6 protein-coding genes are annotated in these 16,700 nt (G+C 58.6%); 5 read left to right on the top strand and 1 reads right to left on the bottom strand.

Annotated elements, in window-relative coordinates:
- The first annotated feature begins 8 nt into the window (after positions 1 to 8).
- A complete protein-coding gene (locus ACSFE6_RS06835; RefSeq protein WP_419712257.1) occupies positions 9 to 1,022 on the top strand; it encodes an AI-2E family transporter in 1,014 nt (337 codons plus the stop codon).
- Between the two features lie 100 nt (positions 1,023 to 1,122).
- Here the strand turns inward: ACSFE6_RS06835 and ACSFE6_RS06830 are convergent, their stop codons facing one another.
- Positions 1,123 to 2,388 (bottom strand): Hsp70 family protein, encoded by a 1,266-nt coding sequence (locus tag ACSFE6_RS06830; RefSeq protein WP_435426883.1) that lies wholly within the window; start codon positions 2,386 to 2,388, stop codon positions 1,123 to 1,125.
- 296 nt (positions 2,389 to 2,684) lie between these two features.
- Here ACSFE6_RS06830 and ACSFE6_RS06825 point away from each other — a divergent pair, with 296 nt between their 5' ends.
- The 4 genes from ACSFE6_RS06825 to ACSFE6_RS06810 all read left to right on the top strand — a co-directional run bounded on the left by ACSFE6_RS06825 (position 2,685) and on the right by ACSFE6_RS06810 (position 16,558).
- Entirely contained in the window at positions 2,685 to 3,629 is a 945-nt protein-coding gene (locus ACSFE6_RS06825; RefSeq protein WP_435426882.1) for a DnaJ C-terminal domain-containing protein, read from the top strand.
- A gap of 23 nt (positions 3,630 to 3,652) precedes the next feature.
- Positions 3,653 to 3,958: a chaperone modulator CbpM gene (locus tag ACSFE6_RS06820; RefSeq protein ID WP_435426881.1), complete on the top strand. Its 306-nt coding sequence runs from the start codon at positions 3,653 to 3,655 to the stop codon at positions 3,956 to 3,958.
- Positions 3,959 to 4,238: 280 nt separating this feature from the next.
- Positions 4,239 to 9,452: a dermonecrotic toxin domain-containing protein gene (locus ACSFE6_RS06815; protein ID WP_435426880.1), complete on the top strand. Its 5,214-nt coding sequence runs from the start codon at positions 4,239 to 4,241 to the stop codon at positions 9,450 to 9,452.
- Positions 9,453 to 9,556: 104 nt separating this feature from the next.
- The gene (locus ACSFE6_RS06810) at positions 9,557 to 16,558 is read left to right on the top strand and encodes an NEL-type E3 ubiquitin ligase domain-containing protein (protein ID WP_435426879.1); all 7,002 of its coding nucleotides are present in this window, start codon (positions 9,557 to 9,559) and stop codon (positions 16,556 to 16,558) included.
- Positions 16,559 to 16,700: the final 142 nt, after the last annotated feature.

Raw genomic sequence — 16,700 nt, 5'->3', positions numbered from 1 at the left:
GAGGCTGTATGCCAACGTTTTCTCAACGTCAAGTTTTGCTGGTCATCAGCTGGGTCATCATTTTCGGCGGATTGCTGCTGGTGATTCCGCTGCGGCTTCTGCCCAGCTTGCTGGCCGGGTTGCTGGTGTTCGAACTGGTCAACATGCTCACCCCGCAGTTGCAGCGGTTGATCGAAGGTCGACGTGCGCGCTGGCTCGCGGTGGCATTGCTAGGGACTTTGATTGTCAGCGTGTTGACGCTGATCTTTGCCGGTGCCATCAGCTTTCTGCTGCACGAGGCGGAAAACCCCGGCGCCTCGCTCGATAAATTCATGGGCGTGGTCGACCGCGCTCGCGGGCAACTGCCACCCTTCATCGATGCCTACCTGCCGGCCAGTGCCGCCGAGTTTCGTGTGGCGATTGGCGAGTGGATCAGCAAACACCTCAGTGACTTGCAACTGGTCGGCAAGGACGCGGCGCACATGTTCGTGACGCTGCTGATCGGCATGGTGCTGGGGGCGATCATTGCCTTGCAGCGCATTCCCGACCTGACCAAACGCAAACCGTTGGCCGCGGCCCTGTTCGATCGCCTGCACCTGCTGGTCCAGGCCTTCCGCAACATCGTGTTCGCGCAGATCAAGATTTCCCTGCTCAACACCTTCTTCACCGGGATCTTCCTGGCCGTGGTGCTGCCGATGTTCGGTATCAAGCTGCCGCTGACCAAGACCCTGATCGTCCTGACGTTCCTGCTTGGCCTGTTGCCAGTGATCGGCAACCTGATGTCGAACACCCTGATCACCATCGTCGGCCTGTCGTTGTCGATCTGGGTCGCCATCGCTGCGCTGGGTTACCTGATTGTGATCCACAAGCTCGAATACTTCCTCAACGCGCGCATCGTCGGCGGGCAGATCAGTGCCAAGTCGTGGGAGTTGCTGTTGGCGATGCTGGTGTTCGAAGCCGCGTTCGGCCTGCCGGGGGTGGTGGCGGGGCCGATTTATTACGCGTACCTGAAAAGTGAGTTGAAGCAGGTGGGGATGGTTTAGGAGCAGCGGCAAGCTTCAAGCTTCAAGTAAAAACAAGAGCGAGCACGGTGTGTCATTTGCTCTTACTTGTAGCTTGCAGCTTGAAGCTCAAAACTGCTTCTCAGCCATAGCGCTTGGCCGCTTCAATGGCCAAACCGCTACCGATGCTGCCAAAGATATTCCCTTCCACATGCCGTGCATTCGGCAGCATGGCTGAAACACTGTTGCGCAACGCCGGAATACCGCTGGAACCACCGGTGAAGAATACGGTGTCCACCTGACCGACCTGCACGCCAGCCTGGTTCAGCAATTGGCTGACGCTGTTGCGCACGCGCTCCAGCAAGTTGTCGATGGCCGACTCGAACAGCGCCCGGGTCAATTCAACGCTCAAACCGGCTTCGATGCGATCCAGCGGGACGATGCGGCTATCGACATGGGTCAGCTCGATCTTGGTTTCTTCGGTCAGCATGGCCAGCCAGTGCCCGGCGCGCTGTTCGATCAGCTTGAACAGGCGATCGATGCCGCCGGTGTCTTCGATGTCGTAGCGCATGCTGCCCAACGCCAGTTGCGACTTCTGTGAGTACACCGAGTTGATGGTGTGCCAGGTCGCCAGGTTCATGTGGTGGCTGGTGGGCATGTAGGCGCCACTCTTCATCCGGCTGCCGTAGCCGAACAGCGGCATCAGGCCCTGAAGGCTCAATTGCTTGTCGAAATCGGTACCGCCGATGTGCACGCCGCCAGTGGCCAGGATGTCTTCCTGACGGTTATCCACACCCCGACGCTCGGGGGACAGACGCACCAGCGAGAAGTCGGATGTACCCCCGCCGATGTCGACGATCAGCACCAACTCTTCCTTTTCGATGGTCGATTCATAGTCGAACGCGGCAGCAATCGGTTCGAACTGGAAGGACACGTCCTTGAAGCCGATCTTGCGCGCGACTTCCACCAGGGTGTCTTCGGCTTCTTTGTCGGCGACCGGGTCTTCATCGACGAAAAACACCGGGCGACCGAGCACCACTTGCTCGAATTCCCGACCGGCGGCGGCTTCGGCACGGCTCTTGAGCTGGCCGATGAACAGCCCGAGCAGGTCCTTGAACGGCATGGCTGTGCCGAGAACACTGGTGTCGTGCTTGATCAGCTTGGAACCCAGCAGGCTCTTGAGCGAGCGCATCAGGCGGCCTTCGTAACCTTCCAGGTACTCGTGCAGCGCCAGTCGGCCATACACCGGGCGGCGTTCTTCGAGGTTGAAGAAGACCACCGAGGGCAGGGTGATCTTGTCATCCTCCAGCGCAATCAGCGTTTCCATGCCGGGGCGCAGCCAGCCGACGGTGGAGTTGGACGTGCCAAAGTCGATGCCGACGGCACGGGCTGGAGAGGCGTTTTTCATGTCTTTCGGGTTCCGGTTAAAAAACGGCCGCGCAGTGTATGCCAGTGCGGCACAGAATCGAAGGCCGGTTATCCGCTAAATCTTGCCGTTCAACGCTTGAAAGACGTGCCATCACCCCCAAACTACCCTGCATCAACCGGCCAGCCCCGGGGCGAGCGCAAGTCGCCCTGCACGCTGCCGATAAACTTCTGACGCGCTGCCCGGTCACAACCTTGAGATCGGTCAACGGCTGCGCCGCAAACAGGCGCATGCTGTGGCAGGTGGCGCGATTTCGATAACGGATGGTGATTCCCGCGATGGACTTCAAAGACTATTACAAGATTCTCGGCGTGGAGCCGACAGCAGACGACAAGGCGATCAAGGCCGCCTATCGCAAGCTGGCGCGCAAATACCACCCCGACGTCAGCAAGGAAAAGGACGCCGAAGCCAAGTTCAAGGACGCCTCGGAAGCCTATGAAGCGCTGAAAAGCGCCGACAAGCGCGCCGAATACGACGACCTGCGCCGTTATGGCCAGCATGGCCAACCGTTCCAGGGACCGCCGGGCTGGCAGAGCCGTGGCGGTTTCGGCGGTGGTCAGGACAGTGGCGACTTTTCGGATTTCTTCAGTTCGATCTTCGGTAACCGTGGCCCCGGCTTTGGTGGTGGCGGACAGTCGCGTCGCAGCACCGGGCGTCGAGGGCAGGACGTGGAAATGGAACTGGGGGTATTCCTTGAGGAAACCCTGTCGAACGAATCGAAGAAGGTCACCTTTCAGGTACCGCACTACAACGCGGCCGGCCAGCACGTCAGCAACACCCCTAAAAGCCTGAATGTGAAAATCCCCGCCGGCGTCAGCGACGGCGAGCGCATCCGCCTCAAGGGCCAGGGTGCACCGGGTACCGGTGGTGGCGCCAACGGCGATCTGTACCTGACGATCCGTTTTGCGCCGCACCCGAAATTCGATGTCGAAGGCGAGAACCTGATCATCACGCTGCCGCTGGCACCGTGGGAGCTGGCGCTGGGCACTGAAGTCGCGGTGCCGACCCTGACCGGCAAGATCAACCTCAAGGTCCCGGCCGGCAGCCAGAACGGCCAGCGCATGCGCGCCAAGGGCCACGGTTTGCTTAACAAGTCGGGTGAACGTGGTTACCTGTTCGTGCAACTGAAGGCCGTCATGCCGAAAAAATCCGACGATGACATCAAGGCCCTGTGGCAGGAACTGGCGAAGAAAGCCGCGTTCGACCCGAGAGAGAACTTCTGATTGGAACCAAGGAGAAACTGACCATGAGCAGTCCCCTGATCGTTCAACTGGACCTGGCAGAATTCTGCGAAGCGACCGACCTGTCGGACGTCTACGTGATCGAAATCGTCGAGCACGGCATCCTCGAACCTCAGGGCGCCGTGCCCAAGGATTGGCGCTTCACCGATTACGAACTGGCCCTGGCCAAGCGCGCCGCCAAGCTGCGCCACGATCTGGAACTGGACTGGGAAGGCGTCGCCCTGGCGCTGGACCTGCTTGAAGAGGTCCAGCAGTTGCGGGCGGAGAACCGGATGCTCAAGCAGCGGTTGGGGCGGTTGTTAGTCCCATAGGAGCTGTGGAGTGAAACGAGGCTGCGATCTTTTGGTCTTTGCAAGGTTCGGCGGGAAGTCAAAAGATCGCAGCCTCGTTTCACTCGACAGCGCCTACAAGGTTCCCACAGTGACACGCTGCACAACTGGGATTTATCAGGGAGTAACTATGTATTTTTACGCGCTTGTTATTCGAACGGTCAGCGTTCTCTTCCCTGTTTAATTAACAACTTTTCAGACTTTTGTTTTGCTGACGCATGAATAGTCTATTGGCTTCACTATTCATTTTAAGGTTTGAACCATGTCTGAATTGCAAGGAAGCAATCCGGGTGTTCATGAGCTACGTGTAACCAATGCCATTCCCTCTGCGATAAAAAACGCATCGCCCGCCACGCTTGAGTCCATGTTGAAGCTCAAGGCAGAAATGCCGGACTGGTATATCAAGTTACCCGCAAGCCATCGGCAGCGTTTGAAAGCGCTGATCGACGAACGTTGGCGTTTGCAGGGCGAACTCGATGAGTTGCTGGTTGACCTGCAAACCGACATTGATGCCTTTGCCAAACCGTTGCTCAAAACTTCATTGCAGGCGAACTTTAATAACTACGAAGATCCCGAAGCACTGTCACTGGTGCTCGAAGTTCCGGACACCCTGATCTTCGGCATCAATACCGGTGCCACGCATATCCGCCGCAGTTCACTACTCGCCGCGGCGCTGCATAATTTTGAAGAGGCGGAAACACAGGAGGGGGCGTTCAGGAGCGGCTCCAGTGTTCTGCGCAACGACGCCCGGGGCAGTCCGCAGCGGATGCATGCCATTACACCGGCGAGGTTCGCCAACCTGTGCCGCAGGCTGGACATTGGCGCGCAGTATCAAACGCATATCAAGTCCCGGCTGATGCCAACCGATCCTTTCGCCCGGCGCACGCTGCAGGAGCGCTCGATTGCCAGTGAAAAAGCAGCGTTCAAGTCCTCGGCTTTTATCGCCCGCCTGAAAGGCGACATCAGCGTTGATGCGTATTACCAGATGCTGGGCTTCGCTGAAGGAAAAACAGGCCTCAGGTTCCATGGCTTGCCACTGTTCAGCCACCGGTTGTCACTGATGGGCTTTCGGCTGACATCGATCGTGCTCTTCAGTGCGCTGAGTGAGCCTTGGGCTGTGAAGAAGGCAATCGAAGCGTTGACCCCCGACAGTCTGAAGTTCTGGATTGACTGGTCTCGGCGGGTTCCGTTTCTATCCGGTAACGCGTATGACCAATTCAAACTGGTACAGGCCTTTTTCGCCAATGGACCTACCGGTGTCCAAGACCAGATGCTGCGCACTGACGACATCTACAATCAGAGCCGGTTGACCGGCCCATTGATCGCCTATGTCCCCGACGACCCTGACCATCCGCTCAAGGAGTATGCCTCCTTGACCGAGTTCATGAAGACGTTGATCAGCCAGCTGCGCGACGACCGGTACCAGGCATTTTTCAGCCGGTTCGTGGCGCAAAAGGACAAAGGCCATTTTTTTGCGCGGGTCAACGAACGCCTCAAGACCATCAAGTGGCAACAGCGACAGCCACTGGACATGGGACCCTGGTGGCGCGAAACCGCCATCGAAAACCCCAACGCCGAACCCATTACCAATCTGATCGCCAATGACCTTTGGGTCACGTTATACCAGGAGCGACGGGACAAGATCATTCGCGATGCGCGCTGCATTGCCGTGCCAACCGGCGATGAGGATGCCGCCGCTCGCTGGAAACGTTTGATCAGTTATCTGGACATTGGCTGGAACGTTTTCACCTTCGCGGCGATGTTGGTGCCGGGATTGAATGAAGTGGTGCTGGGCATCATGGTGGCGCAGATGCTGGCGGAACTGGCCGAAGGCGTTGAAGACTGGAGCAAGGGCGATAAAGAAGAGGCGTCAACCTACATCAATGGTGTGTTGATCAATTTTGCGCAGTTCACCTTGATGGGGGCGGGGCATGTCGTGCCCCGGGTGCCTGTCGCCCTTTCGCCCTTCGTCGAAAACCTCAAGCCCATAGAAGTCGGTGGCAAGGAGCGACTCTGGAACCCGGACCTGTCGCCCTACGAGCACCCGGAGGTCTTGCCGCCAACCCCACAAACCAATGAGCTGGGCCTGTATCAACATGACGGTAAGCAGGTCCTGCGGCTCGATGACCGGCATTACGTGGTGACGCAGGATCCGGAAACCGGCTTACATCGCCTGATGCATCCGGAGCGGCCGGACGCCTATCAGCCCCCTGTCGGGCATAACGATGCCGGCAGTTGGAAAACTGAAATCGATCGGCCTTTGGAATGGGACAAGACTCGCGTGTTGAGACGATTGGGGGCGGCCACGGATACGCTGTCCGATGAATCCCTCGAGCATATTCTGACCGTCAGTGGCATGGATGAAAACGCGTTGCGCCGGATGCATGTCGAGCATGAAGTACCGCCTGCGGTGCTGTTCGACGCGCTTGAACGGTTCAAGGTTTATGCACAGGCCGGTGAGCTTGGGCGACAGATGCTGGCCGGGCGGATTCCACAAGCGCTGGAAAACCTCGTACCTGCGTTCATGATCGAGTTGCCTCGCTGGCCCGAGTCCCGTGGTATCGCACTGTTCGACGGTCCAACCCTGGAGGGCAGGTCTTACCGTTTCGCACATGCTGATCTCAAGCCGGAACGACTGATCAAACTGACCCGGGCCGAACTGCGAGCAGGGCTTTTACCTGAACGGGTGATCGAGCATTCAAGTGAACAAGAGATCCACGAACTGCTTGGCCAGGGCGTTTCAAGCGACAGGCAGGTGCGTGTAAACGAGTTGCGAAACCGGCTGGCCAAACAGGCCGAACGCAATCACCAGCGTGTGTTTGAAACCCTTTACAAGGAACAGGACGACTCCAGCGATCCCAATGTTTTGTTGCTGCGTGACGAGTTTCCCCGCATGCCCGTGGTGGTGGCTGAAGGTCTGTTACGGGATGCCAGCCCCGAGGAGCTACTTCATCTGTCGCAAAAGCGCCGTGTTTCCCTGAGCTTGCGCGAGCGTGGGCAGGCCGCGCAGGCCCGCGTGCGGTTGAGCCGCGCCTATGAAGGCCTCTATCTGGAATCGCTGGAAGACGCTGATACACGTCGTTTGGCGTTGGCTTCGATGGCCGCCATGCCCGGTTGGTCGCCCGGTGTGCGCATCGAAATCCGCGGGTTTTCCTTCACGGGTGAACGACTGGCCAGCGTCGGTCCTGAGGATGCGCCGATCCGCAAAGTCCTGTTTATCGATGAGACTGGCCGTTACCACGCACGGGACGGGCAAGGGTTGCACCTGCATGGTGCCGATGATTTCTATGGTGCTTTGCTGCACGCCTTGCCGGACGTCGAACGCAGGGCCCTCGGATTTGAAATTTATCAGGGTGACCAACTTAAGCAGGCACTTCAGCGCTCACCGCTGAGCCATGAGCGCTTCGCTTCGGTGCTGGATCAGCATCCGATTCGCAAACCGGCCTACGACCCACAAACCATGCGCCTGCGTGGCGGCGGCCCGGGGTATTCGCGTCAAACGGGGCGGCATACCCCGCGTGAACGCATGAGTTGGCTCTATCCAGCTTTATCTGACGTGCAGCTGGACGACCTGCTCGCCGGTTTTGGGGAAAACGCTTCCGAACGTCTCAAGGCCCTGGAAGCTGAGTTCGATCAATTGGAGCTGTCGCTCAAGCGTTGGGTGAACTCTGCGCCGACGGTACCGGGCAGGCGATCGGCCTTCCGGGAAATTCAGACCAGAAAAGAGCTTCATGCAACCCTTAGACAGTGCTGGCAACGGACCGGCCCTGCGGGGCTCGAAGTCCCCGGCATTGACCATCCGCAGATGCTCAATCTGGATGCTTACGCGATGGGCCATCACCTCGCGACGCTGCCGAGGCTGACCGCCAATTTCGATCACGTCACCCGGTTGAGCATGCGCAACGCCGGCGTGCTGACGAACCAGACGCACTTTCTGAAACCCTTCCGCCAACTACGCGCGCTGGACCTCAGCGCGAACCTGTTCACCGGCTTGCCACCGGTGATCGCTGAAATGCCCTATCTCGAGGACCTGCATCTGAGCGACAACCGGATCGAGCTTACCCATCAAGCGGTGGCCGACCTCAAAGGCTTGACCAGGCTCGGGGCACTGGGATTGAGGGGCAACCCTTTGCGGTTGCTGCCGGATATCGGCCGGATGCCCGAGCTGCATATGTTGATTCTGGACAATACCGGTATCGATGGTTGGCCAACCGGCCTGTTTGCTCAACCTCGGCCGCGTAACCTTTACCTGGATCTTCGGCGCAATCCCATCAGCCAAATACCGGATGTGGCGCCCGGTTCGTTCCGTGCGGAGTTGCTGGCGCGCACCCTGCTCAGTCGCGACCCCGAATGGATCTCCACGGAAAACCTGGACACCCTCAGACGTTATACCGAGTCGGTTGGCCTGGACCCCGATCGTCCTTATCTGCCAAGAGGCACTTTGGACAGCGCTCAATGGGCGGAGGGGATGCCTGTTCAATGGCAAGCCCGGCAAGCTATCTGGGATTCGGTGGAGGATGAATATAACTCCGAGCACTTTTTCGATGAAATCCGGCGGCTGACCCAATCGGCCGATTTCAAGGCTGGCGGCCTGTATCGCCGGGATCTGACAGCCAAGGTCTGGCGCATGTTGAAAGCCATGGAAGAGGACAGTGAATTGCGCACGACGATCTTTGCCGAGGCCGTGGCGCGAACACAGTGTGTCGATGGTGCGACGCAGCTGTTCAACGTCCTGGGCATGAAAGTCCTTGTTCACGAAGCGTATGGGTTGGCCAATCCCGGCTTGATCGAAGCCGAGCTGATCAGTCTGGCCAAGGGCAAGTCCCGTCTGGACGAGCTCGAGCGAATCGCCGAGCACCATATCGCCGAGCGCATCGCCACAGGCGAACAGATTCGCGGAATGGGTGGCAACGATGATGTGGCGGGATCCATCGATGTTGTTGAAGTCCACCTGGCGTTTACCACCGAACTGGCCGGGCCCGAGGTGGAAAATGGCCTCGACTTGCCCTGGCAGGCTCGCACCATGCAGTTTCGCAATATTGCCGGCGTGACCCGTCCGATGATTGAGAATGCACGTATGAGGGTACTGGCATTGGAAGAAGGCGATCTGTTGCGAGACTCGATCGCCCAACAGCCTTTCTGGAAGACCTGGGTGGAAGGCACCAACCGGGTCCGTTTCAAACAGTTCGATCGGCGGATGAACGCACTTTATGAGTACAAAACGGCGCTGGATGAACGGGCTGCCGGTTCGGACTTGCCGCCTGAGGATAAGGACCGGCTGAAAACGCAGATCAGGATATTGGCCTTTGAACTCGGCAAACCGGAAAGCGATTTTGCTCCGGGGCGGGTCATGACCGATGACGAATTCACGCAGCAATACCTTGCGATCAAAACCGAACGGGAAATGTTGCTCAAACAATTGACGCAACAAGCGATGGATCGAGCAAAGTTGAGCAAGGTTGAAACACCTTTCTGACCCTGACCCTCGGTGACAATACCGGGGTGAGAAGGTAGATATGTACCGCAGATGAAACCACCGGACATGGTGTGCTGGCGCTCCATTTCAAAAGGAGCGACATCATGTCCGATACCTCACCTCTGGTTTCACACAGTGTCCACAGCAAGCTGCTGGAACAGGCCATACCCGATTGGCTGACTGACGCAACACCGCAACGCCGGCAACAGATCAAGACAAGCGATGCGCCAATGCCTGATGGGTATCAGCGCGCCTCGCCACAGCAACGCAAGGCCTTGAACGACAGTGTCGTCGCCAGCTTTTCCGCGCAGACCCGATTGGACAAGGCCATGTCGGCATTGCAGGACATCGACACCTTCGCCGCGCCGCTGCTGATCAACGCATTGAAGAAACAGTTCAATGTGCAACTCGACGTCAACAAAACCTTCCTCGTACTCAGGAAGGCAGTGGAAGTGGGGATTTTCGCCATCGACGTCGGCAGCTTCGAAGTCCTGAAACTGCCATTGCTGCAAGCGGCCTTGCACAACTTCGAAGCCTGGGAATGCCTGCCGGGTGCCTTTCACGAATCGTCCGGTTTTCTGCTTGAGACATCGATCCCGGGAACCTTCGAAGCCGCCACGCCCGCACTGACGGTCCAGCAATTCACCGGGCTGTGTCGGTCGCTGGATATCGGTGCGAAATATCAGACCTACCTCAAGGATTATCTCCACCCGGCGGACGCAGTGGCGGACCGCGTTTTTCGTGACACCTTCATCGCGGCGCAGAAAACTGCCTTGCGGGCAGCAGCTGAAATGGCGCTGTTGAAAAAGGACATCGAGCCCGGGGACTACACCATGCTCCTGGCGGTGATCGAAGGAGAGATCCATCCGCGTCAAGGTAATAAAGAGGTCTGGTTTTGCGACTTGGTCCTGATGAAACACCGCATGACCGGCTGCGTATTTTTTTCGATCTGCGAAAAGTATCGCTATACGGATGAGTTGATTCTGTATATCCCCAATGATCCTCACCATCCCCTGAAGCGATACACCTATTCCGAGTTGGAGGCGCAGTTCAAACAGCAATTCACCGCACGCGACGGCTATGCGCCAGACGACCCCAGCCCGACGGCCTACCAGCGTTTTTTTAGCCAGTTCGTCGCCTATGCCGACCGCGCCTACTATTTCAATCAATTTACCGTCGATGCCAAGGGGGCTTCGGTCAGTCAAAGCCTGGCGCCCTATGTGCCCCTGTTGAATGAGGGGCTTAATGGCATTAATCCATTCAGCATTTTCAATGGGATCAAAGAGCTTCCCCCCGCAGCCCCGTCCCCGAAACGACCTGAGCCCGACCCGTTTCTTGCACCGGGCGGTATTCCTCGCAAAGGGGCTGCTGTCTGGACCGAGAACATTGATCTGTGGCCCTACCTGTTCGAGCAGCATCGCGACAAAGTCCTTGCCGATGCCCGCAGCCATGCCGTGCCCACGGCGGATGTGGACGCCCGGGTGCGGTCGGAAAAGTTCTCCGGGCTGCTCAACATCGGCATGCTCGTGCTGACGGGCGTTTCCATGTTCGTCCCGGTGTTGGGCGAAGTCATGATGGGAGTGATGGCCGGGCAACTGTTGGAGGAAACCCTGGAAGGGGCGGTCGAATGGGGGGAGGGTGATCGCAAGGCGGCCAAGGCGCATTTGGTCGATGTGGCCGAGAACCTCGCCTTGCTGGCGGTGATGGCGGGTGCCGGCAAAGGCCTGGCCAAGTTGACGGCAGTCAAGGCCGAGCCGCTGATCGAGCGCCTGGAACCCGTCACGGGAGCCGATGGCAAGGCCCGGTTGTGGAAGCCGGATCTTGGCCGTTATGAGAGTCCGGTCGATCTGGAGGGCAGCGGCGGCCCCAACGCACAAGGGCAGCATCAACTGGATGGCAGGACCTACATCCGGCAAGCAGGCAAGGTGTATGAGACCACCTGGGACGAGTCGCTCAATCGCTGGCGGATCAAGCATCCTGACGACCCCCAGGCTTACCGGCCCCTACTCAGTCATAACGGGGCGGGCGCATGGCGGCATACGCTGGAGCGTCCGTTGACCTGGGATCGCTTGACGCTACTGCGGCGCATGGGCCATGTCACGGAAGCGTTCTCCGATCAGCAACTGATCAACATCGCCGATATCAGCGGGGTCAGTGACAACGTCTTGCGCAAGATACACATGGACAACTTGCCGCCTCCCCCTGAATGGGTCGATACCCTGCAACTGTTTGACGCCGAGCGCAATGTCGAGCCGACGATTCGACAGCTGGCGACAGGGGAGTCCATCGATGCGCGTTACCTGAGTGTGTTGCCCTTGGTGACCGAGCTGCCACGCTGGCCGACGGGCCGTGTGTTGCAGGTGTTCGAGGAACAGGGATTGACCGGGCCTTCGGTCAAATACGGTGCCGAGCGTCTGTTGGCCGGCGCCAAAAGTAAACCCCCAATCCGCATCAGCCGGGCAGATGTCTTGAACGGCGAGTTGCCCGATCGTGTTTTGGCCGCATTGAACGAGTCCGAGATTGTCGGGTTGCTGGGCGGTGAGCCCGCTCGGGTTCGTGCAACGAGGCCGGGCGAGCTCAGAAAGCAACTCGCCGACTTCGCACGGACTCGCCGGCCGACGCTGTTCGAGAACCTCTATCAAGGGATGGCGACGCCGGCCCCCGATGTCGCGAAACTGCAAAGGCTCCACCCGGGGCTGAGCCATGCTGCCGCGCAAACGGTGCTGGCGCAGGCGAACGCCGAACAGCTCACTCAGTTGCATACGACAGGCCGTGTTCCGTTAACTCTGCAGGAGCAAGCCCGGTGGCATGTCCAGCAAGGGCGCCTGAGCCGTGCCTACACCGGATTGCACATGGAGCACATGGGCTCGGCCGACAGTCGACGCCTGGCGCTGCAAGCATTGGCGAAACTTCCCGGTTGGTCGGATCACGTACGCCTGGAGATTCGCGAAGGCCACGTCGAGGGGCCCTTGCTCGAAGCCATTGGCAGCGAGACCGCCGCGAGCCGCAAGTACCTGGTCAAGAAGGGGCCTTACTATCAGGCCTTCAACGACCGGGGGGAAACACTGAACAGCCTGCCTCGATACGGTGACAATTTTTTTGAGGCGCTCATGCACGCCTTGCCCGATGAGGCCCGGCGGGCACTGGGCGTTCCTGAAACCGGCCAGAACCGGGCATTGCGCCGTGCAATCATCGACTATGCAATGGAACATCGCACGGAGTTGGCATGGCGGCTGGAGCAGCACGGGGGGAAACCTGCGAAGAGTATGCCGCCGACGCGATTGAAAGATGGCCGGATGGGTTACCTTGCCAGTGGCGATGGTCCAGGCATGGACGCTCATCTGGTGACACGGGTACAGAATGTGTACCCGGGACTGACGGATCAGCAAGCCAACGGCTATCTCCTCAAACTACGGCGAGCAGGCCAGACCGACGCGCAAATTTATGGTCATCTCCAGGCGCGATTGAGCGAATGGCAAACCCTCGAGTCGACCCTTGACCAGTGGCTGCACCCTTCGTCTGGCGGCGTGGATAACTCATTGTTCGGCGGGCGGACAGTCGTGGAGAACATCAAGGCGTCCTGGCGAAACGCGCCGCTGGTCGATGATGACCCCAGCCTTGCCAGGCTTGAGATTATCCATCTCGGTTCGTTGCCACCGATCACCGCCGATTTCTCCCATGTGCGTGACCTGACGTTGATGGCGTCCGGTCCCAATGAGTTGCTCAAGCAGTTCACCAACGTGGAAAAGCTGCAATTGGTTGTGCGTTCAGACGAAAGCGCTGCCTTGTTCGAGGTGATAAGCGGCATGCAACGGCTTGCCAGTTTGCATATATCGGCATCGCCCACTGCAGAGCTGCTATCGAATCTGAGTCGGTTGACGCGCCTGGAAGAACTTAACCTGGTGAGTACCGGCCATTTCGGAGAGGGCTTCGACAACGCGGCCTTTGATTTCAGAGCTTTTTCAAACCTGCGCAGGTTGGAAGTGATCGAACCACGACTGACCGAGTGGCCTACTGGCCTGCTTGAGCTACCACGGCTTGAGCGTTTGAACCTCAGGCGAACCGGGATTGACAAGTTGCCTGCCGGAATCAAACGGCATGAAAAATTATTGGCCGGGTTATCGTTGGACTGGTCGAAGTTCCCCCGTGACGTGTTCAAGCCGGTTTATGAATACATCAGCAGTTTGCCAACGCATTTGATCGATGCGGAGGAAATGGTCAGTGATTATTGCAAGGGCGAACTCCTTCGAGTCAGCGGGTACAACTTTGATGTCCTGTACAACAAGTTCGCCGAACAATGGCAAGGCGCTCAGGCGAGGTTCGATGCCATCGAGGCCTTGAGTTCGCAGCACGAGGAGCTTGAACAAACACTGACTGAATGGACGCAGACGCCGTCAGCATGGGAGCTTGAGGCCTCGGACAATATGGCAAGCATGGCCCGGACAGCGAGGCAGTCGAAGGCGGTCTCCCTGAGAACCTGTTGGCGTAATGGTTTGTTTCAACGTTACGGCTCGACCACCGGGTTGGCAAACCTGGACGCAATGTATGCCCGCAGTGTCCACTCCACGGAGCTTGAGCTGCCGTTCTGGCAAATGGACCCCTTTCCACGACTGCCCGCGGAGGGCTTCGCCCACGTGCAAACACTGCGCCTGACGTGGTTGCAGTCCCCCGTCGCACCGCTACTTGAGTTCGTTCGTGGGTTCAGTGGCCTTACAACCCTTGACCTGAGCAGCAGTGGCTTGACCGAACTCCCTCTGGCCACCGGGGATTTAACCGCACTTGAACACCTGAACCTGCGCAATAGCCCTTTAACCCACCTGGACGTCGGCGACCTGAGTCGCCTCCAGTCGCTGGACCTGAGGGGAACGGAACTGCAAGCCTGGCCCGCGGGCGCGGAGGACCTGGCGCAACTGACCTGGCTGGACTTGCGTGACACCCGGATCACCAAGATCCCGCCAACGGCGCTGTCCAGGGACTCGGTGGTGATCAGTGCCAATCTGACTGACGTACCCCTGACCCCGGAAGCGCAGACGGCTTTGACCGTGGCGCAGCGGCGTATTGAACAGGCCAGTGGCCTTGCAAGCGGCACGTTGAGCCGGTTTGCCCGGCAAGCGGTACCGGAAAACTTCCCGCCGACAGAAAACGGTATTTCGCTCAGCTATTATCTGCTGCCGTTGCTGCCCGCCGAAACCGCCGAAATTCCCCAATCGCTGGAACAGCGCCTGCGCCGTTTGTGCCCTTCGCTCAACGCGGACGAGCCAGGGCAATGGATCGAGCAAATGCGCGTGAAGGGCACGACGGATGTGCAGCTTCACGAGCGCATCGATGGCTGGAACAGGACGCACGAAGTGTTGACCCGCCAGCTGAATGACTGGTTGTACATTCGCGAGACCCGTGGCCCTGGCTGGATACAGTCAGCACATAATCGTCATCTGGCTGCCCAGCGCATCATGGGGTGCTGGCGCAAGGGCTTGCTGGTTGATGGCACTACAGTGGAAGAACTCGATCTCAATGGGCTGCAGCTGGGTGATCTCCCTGAACTGGCAATCACGTTTCCCCATGTCGAGACCCTGGACCTCACCGGCACGCGACTGTCCGAGCAGGGTTCCAACGGTTTTCTGCGGGCCTTCGGCGAGTTGCGTACACTGGTGCTCAACGGCAACGACTTGCAGGCATTGCCTGAGTCCGTCCAAGGCATGAGCACGTTGGAGCGGTTGGAACTGTCCGCTAATGACATTGCCGATCCGCAGACGCTGTATCGTTCACTGGCCGCGAATGAACGGTTGCGATACCTGGACCTGGGCTTCAACCTCCTCGAAGCCTTCGACGCCACTCGACTCCCGCAACTTGAAGCGCTTGATCTGCGCAATAACCGCTTAACGGCCTGGCCGGAAGGCGCACTGCGCATCACACGCCTTCGAAACCTGAACCTGAGCAGCAACGACCTCACCTCGATTCCTACCGAAGCCCTTGATGGCAGCCATGACCTGTTGATGTCCGGCATCGACGTATCCGACAACTTTGATTTGTCCCGGGACAGCCTGGAGCGACTCAGGGATTACGCCCGGCGCCACGGGCGTAGTGGCGCGCTGGGACTTCCCAATGCGGATATCGATCTGATGATCGAAAACCTCGACAGTGATATCGACAGCGACAGCGCGCCCGAAAGCGTCGAACCGGATGAGGATTTGTCCGAACAACCGTTCATGTCGGAGCTGCGCGAACCCTGGTTCGAGACGATTGAGCCTGAAGCGCTGGTAGAGCGCCAGGCGTTGTGGGATCAATTGGAAGCCGAGCCGGATCATGAAGCATTCTTTCACTTGCTGATGCGTTTGCAGGACACCCAGGAGTTCCGGGTTGCTCGCGCCGACCTGACTCGCCGGGTCTGGAATGTGCTCAATGCAGCGGCCAGCGATACAGAACTCAGGCAAACCCTGTTCGGCCTGTCCAATACCCATGGCACTTGTGTCGATGGTCGAATCCTCACCTTCAGCGGGCTCGAGATCAAGGTGTACGAGCACAATGCTTTGCTCGACATCGATCCGGCGAATCTGGAGCAGAAGGGGGCTGCATTGTTGAAGTTATCCCGGCAGTTGTTTCGCCTGGACCGGGTCGAAGAGTTGGCGGCCAAGGCACCGGCGCATCGTCATGATGCGGCGGAAGCGCGACTGGAATACCGGATCGGCCTCAAGGACGCGCTGGAGTTGCCAGGGCAGCCCAACAACATGGCATTCGGCCGGCCGATCACCGGCAAGACCCTGGCCGATGCGATCGACGCGGTGCAAAGGGCAGAGAAATCCGATCTCTTTTATGAAGAACTGATCAGCCGCCCTTACTGGGTCCAATACCTCAAGGAAAAGTATCCACTGGAATTCCAGGCGCTGGAAAAGAACGCTGCCGAGAAGAACAATCGGCTGGAGGACGACCATCCGGACATCGCCAGTAGCGCCTACAGCGAAGCGTTGGAGTCGCTGGGTATCGAGTTGACGATCGAACGTAATCAGAAACTGATCGAACTGTCTCGTCGAGAGACCGGGGAGATCGCACCTGCAAGTACCGGGGAACTTCAACCCGGTCCTTCGAGGGCCCCGTTACCCCCAAGGTAATAAAGCGCCCGGCGTCGATCTCCGGCGCCGGGTGCTGAGCGACAAAAGGAGGTATGGCTTCGAAGGTGCGGTACATATGTAAGCTTTTTTCCCGTTGTCGTTCGTTAGGCTGATGGCTTTCCAATCAGTCACGGATGACCTG

This window comes from Pseudomonas baetica (genome assembly GCF_051216495.1).
In the GTDB taxonomy this organism is placed as follows: domain Bacteria; phylum Pseudomonadota; class Gammaproteobacteria; order Pseudomonadales; family Pseudomonadaceae; genus Aquipseudomonas; species Aquipseudomonas baetica_B.
This window is presented reverse-complemented; position numbering and strand designations above follow the sequence as displayed.

What these genes read in the sequence shown, in the direction of transcription:
- ACSFE6_RS06810 (WP_435426879.1), top strand. Translation starts at nt 9,557, where the DNA reads ATGTCCGATACCTCACCTCTGGTTTCACACAGTGTCCACAGCAAGCTG.
- ACSFE6_RS06830 (WP_435426883.1), bottom strand. Translation starts at nt 2,388, where the DNA reads ATGAAAAACGCCTCTCCAGCCCGTGCCGTCGGCATCGACTTTGGCACG.
- ACSFE6_RS06820 (WP_435426881.1), top strand. Translation starts at nt 3,653, where the DNA reads ATGAGCAGTCCCCTGATCGTTCAACTGGACCTGGCAGAATTCTGCGAA.
- ACSFE6_RS06815 (WP_435426880.1), top strand. Translation starts at nt 4,239, where the DNA reads ATGTCTGAATTGCAAGGAAGCAATCCGGGTGTTCATGAGCTACGTGTA.
- ACSFE6_RS06835 (WP_419712257.1), top strand. Translation starts at nt 9, where the DNA reads ATGCCAACGTTTTCTCAACGTCAAGTTTTGCTGGTCATCAGCTGGGTC.
- ACSFE6_RS06825 (WP_435426882.1), top strand. Translation starts at nt 2,685, where the DNA reads ATGGACTTCAAAGACTATTACAAGATTCTCGGCGTGGAGCCGACAGCA.